We start from the raw sequence: 14,803 nt of genomic DNA, 5'->3' as shown, positions 1-14,803 counted from the left end.
CCCAAATCTTACAATTTATTATTTAATGCTTGTGCTAATTCTTCAAATTGTTGCCAATCTGCAACGGAAACACCAGATGCATTCGGATGGCCTCCACCACCAAATGCATTAGCAATATCATTAATGACGATACCTTTAGAACGAATGCGACATCTAATTTCAGTTCCTTCATCTACCGCAAAAACCCATATTTTCAATCCTTGAATATCAGCAATCGCATTGACAAATAGCGAAGCTTCATTCGCTACAATATCAAATTTTTCTAGTACATCTTTTGTGATTTTCACCTTACAAAAACCTTTATCATTTAAATCAAAATTTTGTAAAACATAGCCTTGAAATGGCAATAATTTAGGATCTTTTTCACCCAATTTATTCAATTCTTGTTGATGATTAAATGAATATTTTAATAATTGGCTTGCGACTTCCATCGTATGTGGTGTTGTATTATTAAATAAAAAACGCCCAGTATCTCCAACAATACCTAGATACAATACTCTTGCTACAGAATCATCAATCAGAGATTGATCGTTAAAATGACTTATGAAATCAAAAATAATCTCACTCGTTGATGATGCTTCATCATTGACATAATTTATATCTCCATATTGGTCAACTGCTGGGTGATGATCAATTTTAACAAGACGTTTGCCAGTATTGAATCTATGGTCACTGATTCTCGGTGCATTAGCAGTGTCGCATACGATAACCAATGCTTCGTTATATTGGTCATCACTAATATCATCAAAAGTACCGATAAAATCAAGCGACGGTTCTCCTTCTCCAACTGCAAAAATATTCTTTTCTGGAAATTTAAGTTTTAAGTAATTTTTCAAGCCGAGTTGCGATCCATAAGCATCCGGGTCTGGTCTCACATGTCTATGTATAATTACTGTTTGAACCGCTTTTATTTCATCCATAATTTGATTAAATTCCATCGTCATTTTATATCTTCCTTTTTATATTTTATATATACCCTTTAATCTATCATCTGACAAATGATCATTGCTTTTGCAACATGTTTACCATCACTTGTCATCGTTACCTCTAATTTAGCAAAATTTCTACCTACATCTAACATATCATAATGAACATTGATTTCAGATTCAATTTGCACAGTCTTAATGTAAATGATATTTAAACTTTCAATCATTACTTCAAGTTTCTTTAATTTCCGCATTTCATAACGAACGGTTTCTTCAATAATTGCTACAAAAACTGCTTTACTCAATGTGCCAAATTGATTTGTAAGTAAAGGCGAAGTTTGTACTTGAATATCATCGTTTGCAATTGTAATATGTTTAGCTACTTGATCATTAATGGTTTCACCTACTTGTGGCTGACGACTCAGCAATTGCATTGCTGTTAATACATCTTTTCTGGTAATTACACCTATTAATTTTTTGCTTGGTGAAATCACTGGTAATAATTCAATACCTTCCCAAATCATCATGTGTGCACAATTTGCAACAGTAGTTGAAAGTTGTACATTGAGTGGAGACTTCGTCATAAAATGTGCTAAAGTATCATTGTCATCCATTTTAATTATTTCTTTACTTGTGATAATACCAACTAAACGCCAATGTTCATCAATAACCGGGAATCTGGAATGTCCTGTGCGTTTTGCTTTTTCTTTGTAATCGTGCAAGGTCATATTATCAAAAACCACAGTATCTTCATTCACTGATTTAACTATGTCTTCAACGACCAATATTTCTTTCCGAATCATTTGATTATACATCGCTCTATTAATAATATTTGCAACTAAATATGTATCATAATTAGATGACAGTATCGGTAAATCATGTTCATCGGCATATTTGATTATCTCATTAGACGTTCTGAAACCACCAGTAATCAATACTGCGCTTCCTCTTTTCAATGCGGCCAATTGGACATCTTTACGATTTCCTACAATCAATAATGTGTGAGGACTTAAATACTTTACCACATCTTCAATTTCCATTGCGCCAATTGCAAATTTTGATAATGTCTTAATAAGGCCATTTCTTCCTCCTAATACTTGTCCATCAATTATTTTTACAATTTCTCCAAATGTAAGTTGTTCAATTTGTTCACGTGATTTCTTTTCTATTCGGACAGTACCAACTCTATCTATTGTTGCTACTAAACCAATTCTACCGGCATCTTTAATCGCACGATACGCTGTCCCCTCAGAGACATTTAAATCTTTCGCTATTTTTCTAACAGAAATCTTTTGTCCTACTGCTAAAGATTCGATATAAGATAAAATTTGCTCATGCTTTGTCATTTTAATAACCTCATTTTTGACATTTTCTATGATATTATAACTTTTTATAGCTAAAATTGCGATTTAATCACTTAAAAAATATATTTTAACTATAATTATGACATATATTCAGTAATATATTAATATTTATAAAACTTTTTACTCTGTTACTATGAAAATATATAATTTTTAATTTGATTTGTGATAAACTCTAATTAGAATAGAATTAAGGAGGGATGGAATAATGTTTAAAAATATTTTACTCGGTGTTGATACCACACTTAAAAATGAAAAAGCGCTAGAAGAAGTTTCAAAATTAGCTGGTGAAGGTACTGTTGTAACAATTCTTAACGCAATCAGTGAACAAGATGCACAAGCATCGATTAAATCTGGTGTTCATTTAGATAAACTTGTTGAAAAACGTAGTAAAGGTTTAGAAAATACACGAAATACGCTCGATGAATATGGCATTAAATATGATGAAATCATTGTTCGTGGTAATGCTAAAGAACAATTGGTAAAAGAGGCAAATAGTGGTAAATATGAAATTGTTGTACTTAGTAACCGTCGTGCTGAAGCCAAGAAAAAATTCGTGCTAGGTAGTGTGAGTCATAAAGTTGCTAAAAGAGCAAGCATCCCTGTGCTTATTGTAAAATAGCATAACACTTAATATGACTCTAATAGTCACCTCATTGCATCAAACGATCCAATTCTATAAAACCAAAGAAAACGCCAATTCCTCTAAAATCCTAGTAGAAATTGGCGTTTTTGTTTTATCCAAGATTTTTTATGTCACAATCACTTTAAAGTTGGACTGCATCACCTGGATTTAATATCTGTACTTCACCTTCTGAAACAGCTGACTTGAAATCTTCTGGATTTTGTTTAATCAAGTCAAATGTATTGTAGTGAATTGGTACTGTAATTTTAGGTTTAATGAACTGATTAATTGCAAAACTAGCATCATCAATGCCCATCGTGAAATTATCACCAATTGGAATAAAACAAATGTCAACTGGATGACGTTCAGCAATTAATTTCATGTCACCAAATAATCCTGTATCACCAGTATGATAAATCGTCTTGCCTTCTATTTCTAAAATTAGCCCCATCGGCATACCTAAATATACGGGAATACCATTGTCATCAGTCAAGCTAGAACTGTGAAACGCTTGTACAAACTTAACCGTTCCAAAATCAAATTCTGCTTTACCACCAATATTCATAGGTCTAACATTTTCAACATTTTTAGTAGTCGTTAAATAATCACCTAATTCAGCTGAACCAATAACTGTTGCATGGTTTCTATTTGCTAATTCAACTGTATCACCAAAATGATCGCCATGACCATGTGTTAAAATTATATAATCTACTTCTAAAGTTTCAGCATCTAAATCAGATAAATCGTTTCCCGTAATAAATGGATCAACAATTACTTTTTTGCCATTTGCTTCAAAATAAATCGTTGATTGTCCATGAAAAGATAATTTCATATCGATAATTCCTCCCATAAAACTATTTATTTTATATATACCACAATGATTAATAGTTATAACACACTTTTACCAAAATACGTGTTTATGAACGATAAATTTTTTTATAATTTTAGCAATATACTTTATTTCAACATATTATTTTTGAATTCCTTACACAACTAACATAAAATTAATATAATCATATATTTAGGAGGCAGTAAAATGAAGTTACAACAAGTTATAGAATCATTAAAGTCACAACAAGCTGATGCAGCATGGATTACTACCCCATTAAACATCTTTTATTTCACCGGCTATTTAAGTGATCCTCACGAACGGTTACTAGCTCTTTTAATCAAAGCGAATGGTGATCAAGTTTTATTTTGCCCACAACTTGAAGTTGAAGAAGTTAAAGCTTCACCTTTTGAGGGAGAGGTCATTGGTTACCTTGATACAGAAAATGCATTAGATAAATATCCACATACTTTCAATAAAATGTTAGTAGAAGCGGCTCATTTAACTGTACAGCGTCAACGTGAATTAATCGAAGCTTTCAAAGTACAATCGTTCGGTGACATAGATCAAACGATAAAGTCACTACGTAATGTTAAAAGTGAATCTGAAATCGCTAAAATTCGGAAAGCTTGTGAACTAGCAGATAAATGTATAGAAATTGGAGCAGATTTCTTAAAAGAAGGTGTGACAGAACGACAAGTTGTTAATCACATTGAATATGAAATCAAAGCTTATGGAGTTAATGAAATGAGCTTTGATACAATGGTCCTTTTCGGTGATCACGCAGCATCACCACACGGTATACCTGGCGACCGTCAATTACAAAATAATGAATTTGTGTTATTTGATTTAGGCGTCATTTACGAAAATTATTGTAGTGATATGACCAGAACAATTAAATTTGGAAAGCCTAGTTCAGAAGCTCAAAACATTTACGATACCGTATTAAAAGCTGAACAAGCGGCGATTGCTGCAATTAAACCTGGTGTACAAATCAAAGATGTAGACGCTATTGCTCGAGATATTATCACAGATGCTGGTTATGGAGACTACTTCCCTCATCGATTAGGACATGGCCTAGGATTAGAAGAGCATGAATACCAAGATGTTTCTAGTACAAATACAAATGAATTCGTACCGGGTATGGTTGTAACAGTCGAACCTGGCATCTATGTTCCAGGAGTAGCTGGTGTGCGTATAGAAGATGATATTCTTGTTACTGAAAATGGAAACGAAAGCTTAACAGGTTACGAAAAATGATCAAAGAGGCCGTAGTCGAAACAATCCAACAAGTTGAATACGCAATTGAAAATGGTGCAGATCGTATTGAATTATGTGATAACTTACATGTCGGAGGTACCACACCTAGTATTGGAATGATTGAAATTGCTACTGAAATTTGTAAAGCAAATCATGTAGAAATTGCTATCATGATACGCCCTCGCGGAGGCAACTTTGTATATAGCTTATACGACTTTGAAATTATGCAACGAGATATTAAAGCTATTAAATCATATGATATTGACTACTTTGTTTTCGGTTGTTTAACAGAAGATAATACACTGAACGAATGGCAAATGAAAACTTTAAAACAACTCGCATCACCAATACCTGTTGTTTGTCATATGGCTTTCGACGAAATTCATTTAGAAGGACAAGTAAAAGCATTACACAAATTAATTGAACTAGGTTTTACCAGGTTACTGACACATGGTGGTCCAGCAGAAACTGATATTTTTGATAATTTAAATCAACTTGGTAAATTAGTCGTGAATTCTGGTGGAAATATTGAAATCATGCCTGGTGGTGGTTTAACAAAATCTAATGTTCAAGCGCTCGTTGCTGCATTTCCTTTTCAAGAAGTACACGGTACAAAAATTGTATAGCAGTATCAAATAATCTTATATGACATTCAAATGCTTAACTGCAACACAAATTTCATCATATTGTTGACCATTCAGTTTATAATGCTATGAAATTAAACGATTGTTGTGTTCGTGTCACAATATTTAGATTATATTTTACAATTATCATTATTTAAACACATTAAATTTCATAAATTATTTTAAAATCCAAATTAAAAACTGGTAACCTCTACTTTATAGAAGAGATTACCAGTTTTTGTTTGTTATTTTTTATTATTTAAGAGAACTTTCAACATTAGAATAAGGTAAATTCAAAGCTTCACCTACACCTTTATTTGTTAATACACCATTAATTGTATTTAAACCAAATGATAGAGGTTCGTTATCTTGTAATGCTTTTAAGTAACCTTTTCCCGCAATTTGTAATGCATATGGTAACGTTGCATTATTCAATGCAATGGTAGAAGTACGTGGTACTGCACCAGGCATATTAGCCACAGCATAATGTACAACACCATGTTTTTTATACGTTGGATCATCATGCGTTGAAATACGATCAGTTGTCTCGAAAATACCACCTTGGTCTATAGCAATATCCACGATTACCGAACCGTCTTTCATGGATTTTACCATGTCTTCAGTAACTAGATTTGGCGCTTTGGCACCTGGAATTAATACCGCACCGATAACTAAGTCGCTGTTTTTAACACATTGTTCAATATTTAATGGGTTAGACATAATTGTGTGCACACGACCATCAAATAAATCTTCAAGCTCTTGTAAACGCTTAGGATTAACATCCAAAATTGTTACATCGGCACCTAATCCTAATGCTATTTTAGCAGCATTTGTGCCAGCTTGACCTCCACCGATAATCGTTACGCGGCCTTTAGAGACGCCAGGCACACCGCCAAGTAAAATGCCCATGCCACCTTTATATTTTTGTAAAAATTCTGCCCCAATTTGAGCAGACATACGCCCTGCTACTTCACTCATTGGTGTTAATAGTGGTAATGATTTATCTGGCAATTGAACCGTTTCATAAGCAATACCTATTACTTTATTATCTAATAAAGCTTGTGTGAGTTTCTTTTCATTTGCTAAATGTAAATAAGTAAATAGTATGAGTCCTTCCTTAAAGTATTGGAACTCTTCTTCTAATGGCTCTTTGACTTTCATAACCATATCCACGTTCCATACTTCAGCTGGTCCATCACCAATTTTCGCCCCAGCCGTAACATAATCATCATCTTCAAAATATGAACCTAAACCAGCAGATTTTTCAACAATGACTGAGTGACCTTGTTCTACTAATGCATGTACACCACTTGGTGATAAACTCACCCTATTTTCATTGTTTTTAATCTCCTTCGGAATACCTATTCTCATTTTATCCACCTCCAAATTTATAGTAACGCGTATTATATGAAAGCGCAATCATAGTTTAGGGTATTTTTACAACATGTATTAAGGGGAATTATGTTAATATTCTGTAAATAGTGGTATAATATAAGCAAGAAGATGAAGGAGGTAATTGTGATGCTAACGTATAAAAATATTTTAATCGCTGTCGATGGATCACATGAAGCTGAATGGGCATTTAATAAAGCTGTAGAAGTAGCAAAACGTAATGACTCTAAACTAACAATCGTCAATGTTATTGATTCAAGAACTTACTCTTCTTATGAAGTTTATGATGCTCAATTTACTGAAAAATCAAAAAATTTCTCAGAAGATTTGTTAAAAGGTTATAAAGAAGTAGCAACAAATGCTGGTGTAACCGCGGTTGAAACAAGACTAGAATTTGGTTCACCTAAAGCAATCATACCTAAAAAGTTAGCAGCTGATGTAGAAGCAGATTTAATTATGTGTGGTACGTCAGGATTAAATGCAGTTGAAAGATTTATCGTAGGTTCTGTGTCTGAGGCAATTGTACGACACTCTCCGTGTGACGTGTTGGTGGTACGCACAGAAGAACTTCCAGAAGACTTCCAACCACAAGTAGCTACAGATGAATTTAGATCTAAGTATCAAGCACACTAACTTTAATATTCGACCTATTTAATAAAAGCATACAGATTTAAAAGAAGAGAGATAGTTTGCACGATATATAGTGTTAAACTATCTCTTTTTATTAATTTTCTTAACATCTATAATTTACTTGTTATCCAATTGTTATATTAAATTCAAATGCGCTTCATATCAGGTAAGTAAAATAAAATTAAGACATACCCCTAAAGGAGTCAATGATATGAAACAATTTAAGAGACTGATGATACTTAGTTTTGCCATTAATGCTTTTTTGATTTCTGCACCAACACATACATACGCATCTTCAACTGATGATATAAAAAGTGAAAAAACAGCTACTCGATTAAATTATATAGATACGGAAACAATTCCTTATAATAAATCATTTAATGATACAAAAGTAGGCGGTCTTTCTGGCATTTCCTATGATGCCAAATCCAAAAAATGGCTTATGATTAGCGATGACCGTTCAGAAGAAAATCCAGCCAGATTTTATGAAGCTCAAATTCATTATAATAAACACAAATTTAATAAAGTAAAATTCACTCGAATGCACTATTTAACACAAGCTAATGGAACAAAATACCCAAATAAAGCATCGTATAATCCCCATTCACAAGATGTTGTAGTTGACCCAGAATCAATTAGAATTGACCCTCTCAATCGTAACCATATACTTTATACAAGTGAAGGTGATCGAAATCTCGGTTTCAATCCCTTCATAAGAATAACTAGTAGAACTGGAACATTGATCAATGATTTGCAAATCAATAACCCTATCAAAAAGGATGATCAAAATAAATATGGATTTAGAAATAATCAGGCGCTAGAAGGGAGTACGTTTTCTGAAAATGGTAAGTATATCTGGACTTCTATGGAAGCACCTTTACTTCAAGATGATCAATTACCAACCACAGAATCAGGCGCCCTAACACGCTTAACAAAATATAATCGTCAAGGAGATGTTATAACAGAAAAAGCTTATTCTCTAGATCCAATTCCTAAAAAACCTGGAAAAAATAAAGATGCTGAAAATGGAATTGCTGAAATTTTAACCTTGAATCAAAAACAATTACTTGTACTTGAGCGTGCCACTGTTCAAGATAAAAATAGTAATTTCAAAAATTATATTCGCGTCTATAAAGTCGATATAGCCAGTGGAACAGATATTAAAAATATTAAATCTCTCCAAAAATCTCACGTCGCACCGGTAAAAAAACAACTGATCGCAAATCTTAATGAGCAAGACATTGGGCATATCGACAATATAGAAGGAATGTCATTTGGCCCGAAATTACCTAATGGTAACGATAGCTTGGTCTTTATTTCAGATAATAACTTCAATCAAAAACAACAAACGAACCTAACTGCATTCGAAATAAAACCTTAAAAATACAACAATCAGCTTATGTTTTTCAATTCAAGTATATTTTTTTAAAACTTAATAAGTAGTTAAAACATTAATAATAAAACAAAAGAAAACGTCAATTTCTATAAGCTTGCAATAGAAATTGACGTTTATTTATAAATCAAAATGCTTATATTCAAGATTTTGTTTTGAAACTTTTTAAGATTTTGAACTGAATCAAGTCTCTATACTTTGAAATTAAACAATCTCTAGTTTTGTTTCAAACTTATTCTAGATTACCAAATTTAACTACATCGCGTGCAATCATGACTTCTTCGTTTGTAGGAATAACAATGACTTTTACTGGTGAGTGAGGATAGTTAATGAAACCTTCTTCTCCATGAATCGCTTCATTTTTCTTAGCATCCCAATAAACTCCCATAAATTCTAAACCTTCTAAAACTTTTGCTCTAACAGGATCAGAGTTCTCGCCTACACCTGCAGTAAAGATGATTACATCTACGCCGTGCATACGTGTCGCATAAGAACCAATATATTTGTGAATTCTTGATGCAAAGACATCTAATGCTAATTGAGCACGTTCTTTACCTGCTTTAGCTTCATCAATAATGTCTCTTAAATCACTTGAAGTACCAGAAATACCTAATAAACCTGATTCTTTATTTAATGTATTCAAAACTTCTTCTGCATTTTTTCCTGTTTTTTCCATAATAAATGGAATTAATGCAGGGTCAATATTTCCTGAACGCGTACCCATAGTAACACCAGCAAGTGGTGTGAATCCCATTGAAGTATCAACAGATTCTCCGCCATCTATTGCAGCAATTGATGCACCATTACCGATGTGACATGAAATCATGCGTAATTCTTCAATCGGTTTGCCCAAAATCTCAGCTGCGCGTTGAGATACATATTTATGACTTGTTCCGTGGAATCCATATTTACGAATACCATAATCTTCGTAATATTGGTATGGTAAGCTGTATAAATAAGATTTTTCTGGCATAGTTTGATGGAACGAAGTATCAAAAATAGCTACATGTGGAATTTCTGGTAACAATTTACGGAAAGCACGAATACCCATTAAGTTTGCAGGGTTGTGTAAAGGTGCTAATTCACTTAATGACTCAATTTGTTCTTCAACTTCATCCGTAACATATACTGAATTTGGGAATAATTCACCACCATGAACGACACGATGACCTGTTCCGTCAATGTCATAAATGCTATCAATCACACCATGTTTTTTGAAACTTTCTAACATGATATTAACCGCTTGTTCATGGTCTGCAATATCTAAAGTTTCCTTGTGTTTTTCTCCACCCACTTCAATGGTAAATACAGAATCTTTTAATCCAATACGTTCAATTAGTCCTTTAGTAACAATTTTTTCTTCCGGCATTTCAATAAGTTGAAATTTCAATGATGAACTACCAGCGTTAATAGCCAAAATTAATTTTGACATAGCATAATGCCTCCAATTTAAATTAAATTATTTTATATCCATATCTATTTAATCATTAATACAGTAAGAATTCAAGAATATTACAGTTTAATTTTCAGGATGATTTTCCATCATCCAAGCGTTTAAATCTTGTAAAAAGGCTTGAAATTGTTGAGGGCTTTTGAAATCAGGTATATTCGCTAACAGAACCTCTACTGGCTTTGTTACATTCGTTTCTTTCTTCTGCAGTATAAGTATGGATTTACGCGCTTTTTCATTTTTAAATAGTGTAGATGGCAAGTTTAAAAAAGCTTGCATTTCTGTTTCTGTTGCAATGAAATTTTGTAACTGTTTCACATTTGTACTTTCAAATAAATTACTAGGTACTACTAAAAATGCATATCCTGATGTTTTTAAGGCTGTTACTGCTTGTTCAATTAATAAATAGTGAGAGAAGCTATGCCCTTCTTCAAACCCTAGTTGCATTTCTTTACTTCTTTCATCTACTGGATAATACCCTATCGGTAGATCACCAATAACAACATCTGCATCTTCAAAAGGTAGTGGCATGATAGCGTCTTGAGGATAAACATCAAATGGAATTTCTAAAAAGTTTGCCAAATGTACACTAACGCGTGATAATACAGGATCCACTTCAACCAGGTGATGCATAATCGTATGTTCAGTGAGTACTTCATGTACAGAAGCGCTCAAATGTCCAGCACCACTCGCAATATCCGCTACATGGAATTCATCTTTGTTTTTTAAAAAACGTTCGGCAAGGAATCCTAGAATCATTCCAATTGAATCAGGTGTAATTTGATGATTTGCTTGAACATCCTCTTTTTGCATTAAATTTAAATAAGCAAATTGAAATGCTTTACGTCTATCTTGTAACGTGGCTTGTTCCAACAATGACCTTTGATTAGTATAAATATTTTCCATTGCAAGTCCTAAATTTTCTATGAAACTTTGACCATTCTCTTCATTTAAAGATTTGGTTTTTTCATCAAGTGCCTTAAATAATTGTTCCATTACTGTCTCTTCTTGTGCCATTTAAAAGTCCTTTCTAAAAAAACTGTCCATAATTTAATTGAAATTAAGTCAGTACCCTAACTTATATTACCAAATAATTATGGACAGTTTAATTTATAATGTCAACGATACTGTTTTGTGAGTTTTACTAGTTTAATCATATGACAATATTATATTATTTATAGATTACGATAAGCTTCTAAAGCAGCATCAAAGTCTGGGAAATTTGTACCTTCAGAAACAATTTCAGTATAAACTACTTTATTGTTTTTATCTAAGACAAAAACAGAACGTGCTAATAAACGCAATTCTTCCATAACAACGCCGTACGTTTTACCGAAAGATAAGTTTCTATGATCACTTAAAGTGATTACATTATCTAAACCATTTGAAGCACACCATCTTTTTTGTGCAAATGGCAAGTCTACAGAAATAGTTAAAACCACACCATCTTCCTTAGCAGCTTCTTCATTAAATTTACGTGTTTGTTGATCACAAACACCTGTATCTATAGACGGAATAACACTAATTAATTTCTTATGTCCGTCATAACTTTCTAAAGTTACTTCATTTAAATCATTGTCTAAGACAGTAAAATTTGGAGCATATTCTCCTTTTTTTACTTGTGAACCATATAGTGTTACTGGTTCTTGTTTAAATGTAATTTGTGCCATATTGCACGCCTCCTATTAAATAGTTCTTACAACCATAGTATACCTATCTATCGTATCAAAATAAACTCATAGCTCAGTAAAATTCACATTTATTTTTTTAAATAAAACAACTTTTCAAATTTATTTCTGATTACGACTGTATCAGCGAAGATATCATGGATACCCTTGTGTTTATTTGTAAACAAAACAACCAAGTAAGGTAAGTTAAATAAAACGCCACTTATAATACGACCAATCCATTCTCTAAACAACACATCTGCCCATGTAAGAGATTGACGATCTATCCGTTCTACTCGAATGTTACAAATCATTTTACCTATCGTTTGTTTGAAAAATTTAGTTAATAATACAAAATATAAATAAAATACAAGCGCATCTAAAACGTGACCTAAGCTAAAATAATCAATCCATAACTTAAGTTCATCAATTTGCGTAAAATGGTATATCGGTTTTAATAATAGTCCTTGAATGCCAAATATAATGAGTAAATCAATAATAAAACTCCAAAACCTTATACCAAAACTAGCATATACAGACTTTGTTAATTGTTCATGATACATTGCTTCTATATCAGATTTATCATTTTCTGGGGTTGACTGTAATGTTTGTTGATTTGTATACTGCTCCATTTTATACACCTAACCTTTATATAGATACATAGGTTCAGCTTCTGTATCATTGCTTATAATTGATTTCAATTCACTTAATTCATTTTTGAATTGATGTAATGTTGTTTTAGTTGAATAAATAGAACTAAACCAACCTTCGTCTTCACTATATTTAAACACTTCAGCATCCTTTGCTTTTATGTCTTTCTTAAGTGCTTTTAACGCATTATCGTTATAACCAATTTCATCAATCAAACCATTCTTTTCGGCTTGTTGCGCACTATATATACGTCCATCAGCTAACTTTTTAACCTTTTTCTCTGGCATATCTCTACCTTTAGCAACAATACCAACAAATCTTTCATAACTATCATTTAATACTGATTGCATGATATCTTTCTCTTCATTAGTCATTTTTCGAGAACTACTCATAATATCTTTATGTTCACCAGATTTAATGACATTTTCCTTAACGCCTAATTTTTCTTGTAAACCAGAATAATCAACGTTTGACATAATAACGCCAATAGATCCAGTAGTCGTTTGTGGACCAGCATATATTTTATCAGCAGGGGCAGATATATAATATCCACCAGATGCAGCCATCGCATCCATATGTACATAAACCTTTTTATCTTTTTTCTTTATTTCTTTAATTTTTTTATAAATTTCATCACTTGGATATGTACCTCCGCCTGGTGTGTTAACGGTTAATAAAACACCTTTTATCGAGCTATCTTTTTTAACTTTATCCAACTGTTTAAGAAATGCTTCATGATTATAACCAGAGCTTCCAAACATCCCTTCACCAGTACCCTCACTAATTTCACCATTTAAAGTTAAGTGCACAATGCGTTTTGAAGTATCACCTTCTGATTCTACCGTTTCAGTAAATGGATCTATTTCTGACATACTATCTTCACTAAAAAGCGAAGAAATCACAGTAGATATCGAACTCATAACAATACCACCAAGCACGATAATTACGGCAAGTACTATTGCTATTATTCTCTTTTTCGACATAACGTATTCACTCCCAGAATATTTTTTCAATCGTTTCAAATACAATTTAAACATAATCAATTCAATAATGTATACCATTATATGAAAATAAAAAAGGATTAAGATAGCAATAAGCTATTATGAGTGTCAATTTAAAATGAAAAGAAGCTGAGACAATTAATTTGTCTCAGCCACGTTCACGTATTTGAATACCTTTGAAATATAGCAAATTCTTTTTCAAAATAATCAATTTATTAATTGCATTATGTAATCGTAAGCATTTTTAATAATCAATATGGCAGTTACTACAATAAATAAAGTTTTTACATAACTGACACCTTTTTTAATTGCAAAAGCTGCCCCAACATACGATCCACAAATCATACTTGCTGCCATAATTAAACCATAAAAATAGTCAACCTGATCTAATATCATAAACAAAATTAAAGCGCCTAAATTGGAAGCAAAATTTAATACTTTCGCGTTTCCGGCAGCACTTAAAAAATCAAAACCGAACATAAGTAAAATAAAAAGCATAAATGAGCCGGTACCACCACCTAAAAAACCATCATAAAATCCTATGAGTGACATAAGACTCATAAATAAGATTGCTTTACCAAGCGACAATTTTGTAAATGTACGCACATTTCCCCAATCTTTTTTAACTAACGTATAAATCATCACTAACGTCAAAATAATGATAACCAATGGTTTTAACAGTTCAGCGGGTAGAAATGTAGCAACGCTAGCACCACATATTGCTAAAATAAATACAAATGGAAATAACTTTCCTACTATCTTCAAATCGACATTACCCGACCTCAAGAAACGAAATGCACTTGTAAGTGAGCCAAATGAACTTGCTAATTTATTAGTACCCAATGCAATAGCGGGGGGCATACCAACAGCTAATAATGCCGGGATAGAAATTAAGCCGCCCCCACCTACAACTGCATCAATAAACGCCGCTAAAAATCCTAGAAGTATAATTATAAGTACGATTGAAATATCCCAATCTAGCATGATTCCATCCC

15 protein-coding genes are annotated in these 14,803 nt (G+C 32.5%); 5 read left to right on the top strand and 10 right to left on the bottom strand.

The window, feature by feature from the left end; all coding sequences use genetic code 11:
* Nucleotides 1-8: 8 nt before the first annotated feature.
* Together KA883_RS11595 and KA883_RS11590 are read right to left on the bottom strand one after the other, a co-directional pair.
* Entirely contained in the window at nt 9-944 is a 936-nt protein-coding gene (locus tag KA883_RS11595) for a DHH family phosphoesterase (RefSeq protein ID WP_046206866.1), read from the bottom strand.
* Nucleotides 945-979: 35 nt separating this feature from the next.
* Nucleotides 980-2,272 carry a DRTGG domain-containing protein gene (locus KA883_RS11590; protein WP_046206865.1) on the bottom strand — a complete coding sequence of 431 codons (1,293 nt, stop codon included), beginning with the start codon at nt 2,270-2,272 and terminating at the stop codon, nt 980-982.
* Between the two features lie 223 nt (nt 2,273-2,495).
* Between KA883_RS11590 and KA883_RS11585 the strand changes: the two genes are divergently transcribed.
* On the top strand, nt 2,496-2,909 hold the full coding sequence (locus tag KA883_RS11585; RefSeq protein WP_046206864.1) for a universal stress protein: 414 nt from the start codon (nt 2,496-2,498) through the stop codon (nt 2,907-2,909).
* Nucleotides 2,910-3,054: 145 nt separating this feature from the next.
* On the opposite strand, the gene KA883_RS11580 is transcribed toward KA883_RS11585, so the two are convergent.
* Entirely contained in the window at nt 3,055-3,744 is a 690-nt protein-coding gene (locus tag KA883_RS11580) for a metal-dependent hydrolase (RefSeq protein WP_046206863.1), read from the bottom strand.
* Between the two features lie 204 nt (nt 3,745-3,948).
* On the opposite strand from KA883_RS11580, the gene KA883_RS11575 reads away from it, so the two are divergent.
* Nucleotides 3,949-5,001, top strand: a complete 1,053-nt coding sequence (locus KA883_RS11575; RefSeq protein WP_046206862.1) for a M24 family metallopeptidase — start codon at nt 3,949-3,951, stop codon at nt 4,999-5,001.
* Nucleotides 4,998-5,627: a copper homeostasis protein CutC gene (locus KA883_RS11570; protein ID WP_046206861.1), complete on the top strand. Its 630-nt coding sequence runs from the start codon at nt 4,998-5,000 to the stop codon at nt 5,625-5,627. The genes KA883_RS11575 and KA883_RS11570 overlap by 4 nt, the downstream gene beginning before the upstream one ends.
* Nucleotides 5,628-5,879: 252 nt before the next feature.
* Here KA883_RS11570 and ald read toward each other — a convergent pair whose 3' ends face one another.
* Nucleotides 5,880-6,995, bottom strand: coding sequence for an alanine dehydrogenase (gene ald, locus KA883_RS11565; RefSeq protein WP_046206860.1), 1,116 nt, complete (start codon nt 6,993-6,995; stop codon nt 5,880-5,882).
* Between the two features lie 150 nt (nt 6,996-7,145).
* Between ald and KA883_RS11560 the strand changes: the two genes are divergently transcribed.
* The gene (locus KA883_RS11560; protein WP_046206859.1) at nt 7,146-7,649 is read left to right on the top strand and encodes a universal stress protein; all 504 of its coding nucleotides are present in this window, start codon (nt 7,146-7,148) and stop codon (nt 7,647-7,649) included.
* Between the two features lie 208 nt (nt 7,650-7,857).
* Entirely contained in the window at nt 7,858-9,027 is a 1,170-nt protein-coding gene (locus KA883_RS11555) for an esterase-like activity of phytase family protein (RefSeq protein WP_046206858.1), read from the top strand.
* A gap of 244 nt (nt 9,028-9,271) precedes the next feature.
* Here the strand turns inward: KA883_RS11555 and KA883_RS11550 are convergent, their stop codons facing one another.
* The 6 genes from KA883_RS11550 to KA883_RS11525 all read right to left on the bottom strand — a co-directional run bounded on the left by KA883_RS11550 (nt 9,272) and on the right by KA883_RS11525 (nt 14,792).
* The gene (locus KA883_RS11550) at nt 9,272-10,471 is read right to left on the bottom strand and encodes an acetate kinase (RefSeq protein WP_046206857.1); all 1,200 of its coding nucleotides are present in this window, start codon (nt 10,469-10,471) and stop codon (nt 9,272-9,274) included.
* Between the two features lie 87 nt (nt 10,472-10,558).
* Nucleotides 10,559-11,506, bottom strand: coding sequence for a class I SAM-dependent methyltransferase (locus tag KA883_RS11545; RefSeq protein WP_046206856.1), 948 nt, complete (start codon nt 11,504-11,506; stop codon nt 10,559-10,561).
* A 158-nt stretch (nt 11,507-11,664) separates the two neighbouring features.
* On the bottom strand, nt 11,665-12,159 hold the full coding sequence (tpx, locus tag KA883_RS11540) for a thiol peroxidase (RefSeq protein WP_046206855.1): 495 nt from the start codon (nt 12,157-12,159) through the stop codon (nt 11,665-11,667).
* A gap of 89 nt (nt 12,160-12,248) precedes the next feature.
* On the bottom strand, nt 12,249-12,788 hold the full coding sequence (locus tag KA883_RS11535) for an RDD family protein (RefSeq protein WP_046206854.1): 540 nt from the start codon (nt 12,786-12,788) through the stop codon (nt 12,249-12,251).
* Between the two features lie 9 nt (nt 12,789-12,797).
* Nucleotides 12,798-13,790 carry a signal peptide peptidase SppA gene (gene sppA / locus KA883_RS11530; RefSeq protein ID WP_046206853.1) on the bottom strand — a complete coding sequence of 331 codons (993 nt, stop codon included), beginning with the start codon at nt 13,788-13,790 and terminating at the stop codon, nt 12,798-12,800.
* 225 nt (nt 13,791-14,015) lie between these two features.
* On the bottom strand, nt 14,016-14,792 hold the full coding sequence (locus tag KA883_RS11525; RefSeq protein WP_046206852.1) for a sulfite exporter TauE/SafE family protein: 777 nt from the start codon (nt 14,790-14,792) through the stop codon (nt 14,016-14,018).
* Nucleotides 14,793-14,803: the final 11 nt, after the last annotated feature.

The sequence above is a fragment of the Staphylococcus sp. GDY8P54P genome, assembly GCF_017892645.1.
Classification (GTDB): Bacteria; Bacillota; Bacilli; order Staphylococcales; family Staphylococcaceae; genus Staphylococcus; species Staphylococcus ureilyticus.
Note: the sequence above shows the minus strand (reverse complement) of the source record. Positions and strands in the feature narration are given on the sequence as shown.

What these genes read in the sequence shown, in the direction of transcription:
- KA883_RS11595 (WP_046206866.1), bottom strand. Translation starts at nt 944, where the DNA reads ATGACGATGGAATTTAATCAAATTATGGATGAAATAAAAGCGGTTCAA.
- KA883_RS11590 (WP_046206865.1), bottom strand. Translation starts at nt 2,272, where the DNA reads ATGACAAAGCATGAGCAAATTTTATCTTATATCGAATCTTTAGCAGTA.
- KA883_RS11585 (WP_046206864.1), top strand. Translation starts at nt 2,496, where the DNA reads ATGTTTAAAAATATTTTACTCGGTGTTGATACCACACTTAAAAATGAA.
- KA883_RS11580 (WP_046206863.1), bottom strand. Translation starts at nt 3,744, where the DNA reads ATGAAATTATCTTTTCATGGACAATCAACGATTTATTTTGAAGCAAAT.
- KA883_RS11575 (WP_046206862.1), top strand. Translation starts at nt 3,949, where the DNA reads ATGAAGTTACAACAAGTTATAGAATCATTAAAGTCACAACAAGCTGAT.
- KA883_RS11570 (WP_046206861.1), top strand. Translation starts at nt 4,998, where the DNA reads ATGATCAAAGAGGCCGTAGTCGAAACAATCCAACAAGTTGAATACGCA.
- ald (WP_046206860.1), bottom strand. Translation starts at nt 6,995, where the DNA reads ATGAGAATAGGTATTCCGAAGGAGATTAAAAACAATGAAAATAGGGTG.
- KA883_RS11560 (WP_046206859.1), top strand. Translation starts at nt 7,146, where the DNA reads ATGCTAACGTATAAAAATATTTTAATCGCTGTCGATGGATCACATGAA.
- KA883_RS11555 (WP_046206858.1), top strand. Translation starts at nt 7,858, where the DNA reads ATGAAACAATTTAAGAGACTGATGATACTTAGTTTTGCCATTAATGCT.
- KA883_RS11550 (WP_046206857.1), bottom strand. Translation starts at nt 10,471, where the DNA reads ATGTCAAAATTAATTTTGGCTATTAACGCTGGTAGTTCATCATTGAAA.
- KA883_RS11545 (WP_046206856.1), bottom strand. Translation starts at nt 11,506, where the DNA reads ATGGCACAAGAAGAGACAGTAATGGAACAATTATTTAAGGCACTTGAT.
- tpx (WP_046206855.1), bottom strand. Translation starts at nt 12,159, where the DNA reads ATGGCACAAATTACATTTAAACAAGAACCAGTAACACTATATGGTTCA.
- KA883_RS11535 (WP_046206854.1), bottom strand. Translation starts at nt 12,788, where the DNA reads ATGGAGCAGTATACAAATCAACAAACATTACAGTCAACCCCAGAAAAT.
- sppA (WP_046206853.1), bottom strand. Translation starts at nt 13,790, where the DNA reads ATGTCGAAAAAGAGAATAATAGCAATAGTACTTGCCGTAATTATCGTG.
- KA883_RS11525 (WP_046206852.1), bottom strand. Translation starts at nt 14,792, where the DNA reads ATGCTAGATTGGGATATTTCAATCGTACTTATAATTATACTTCTAGGA.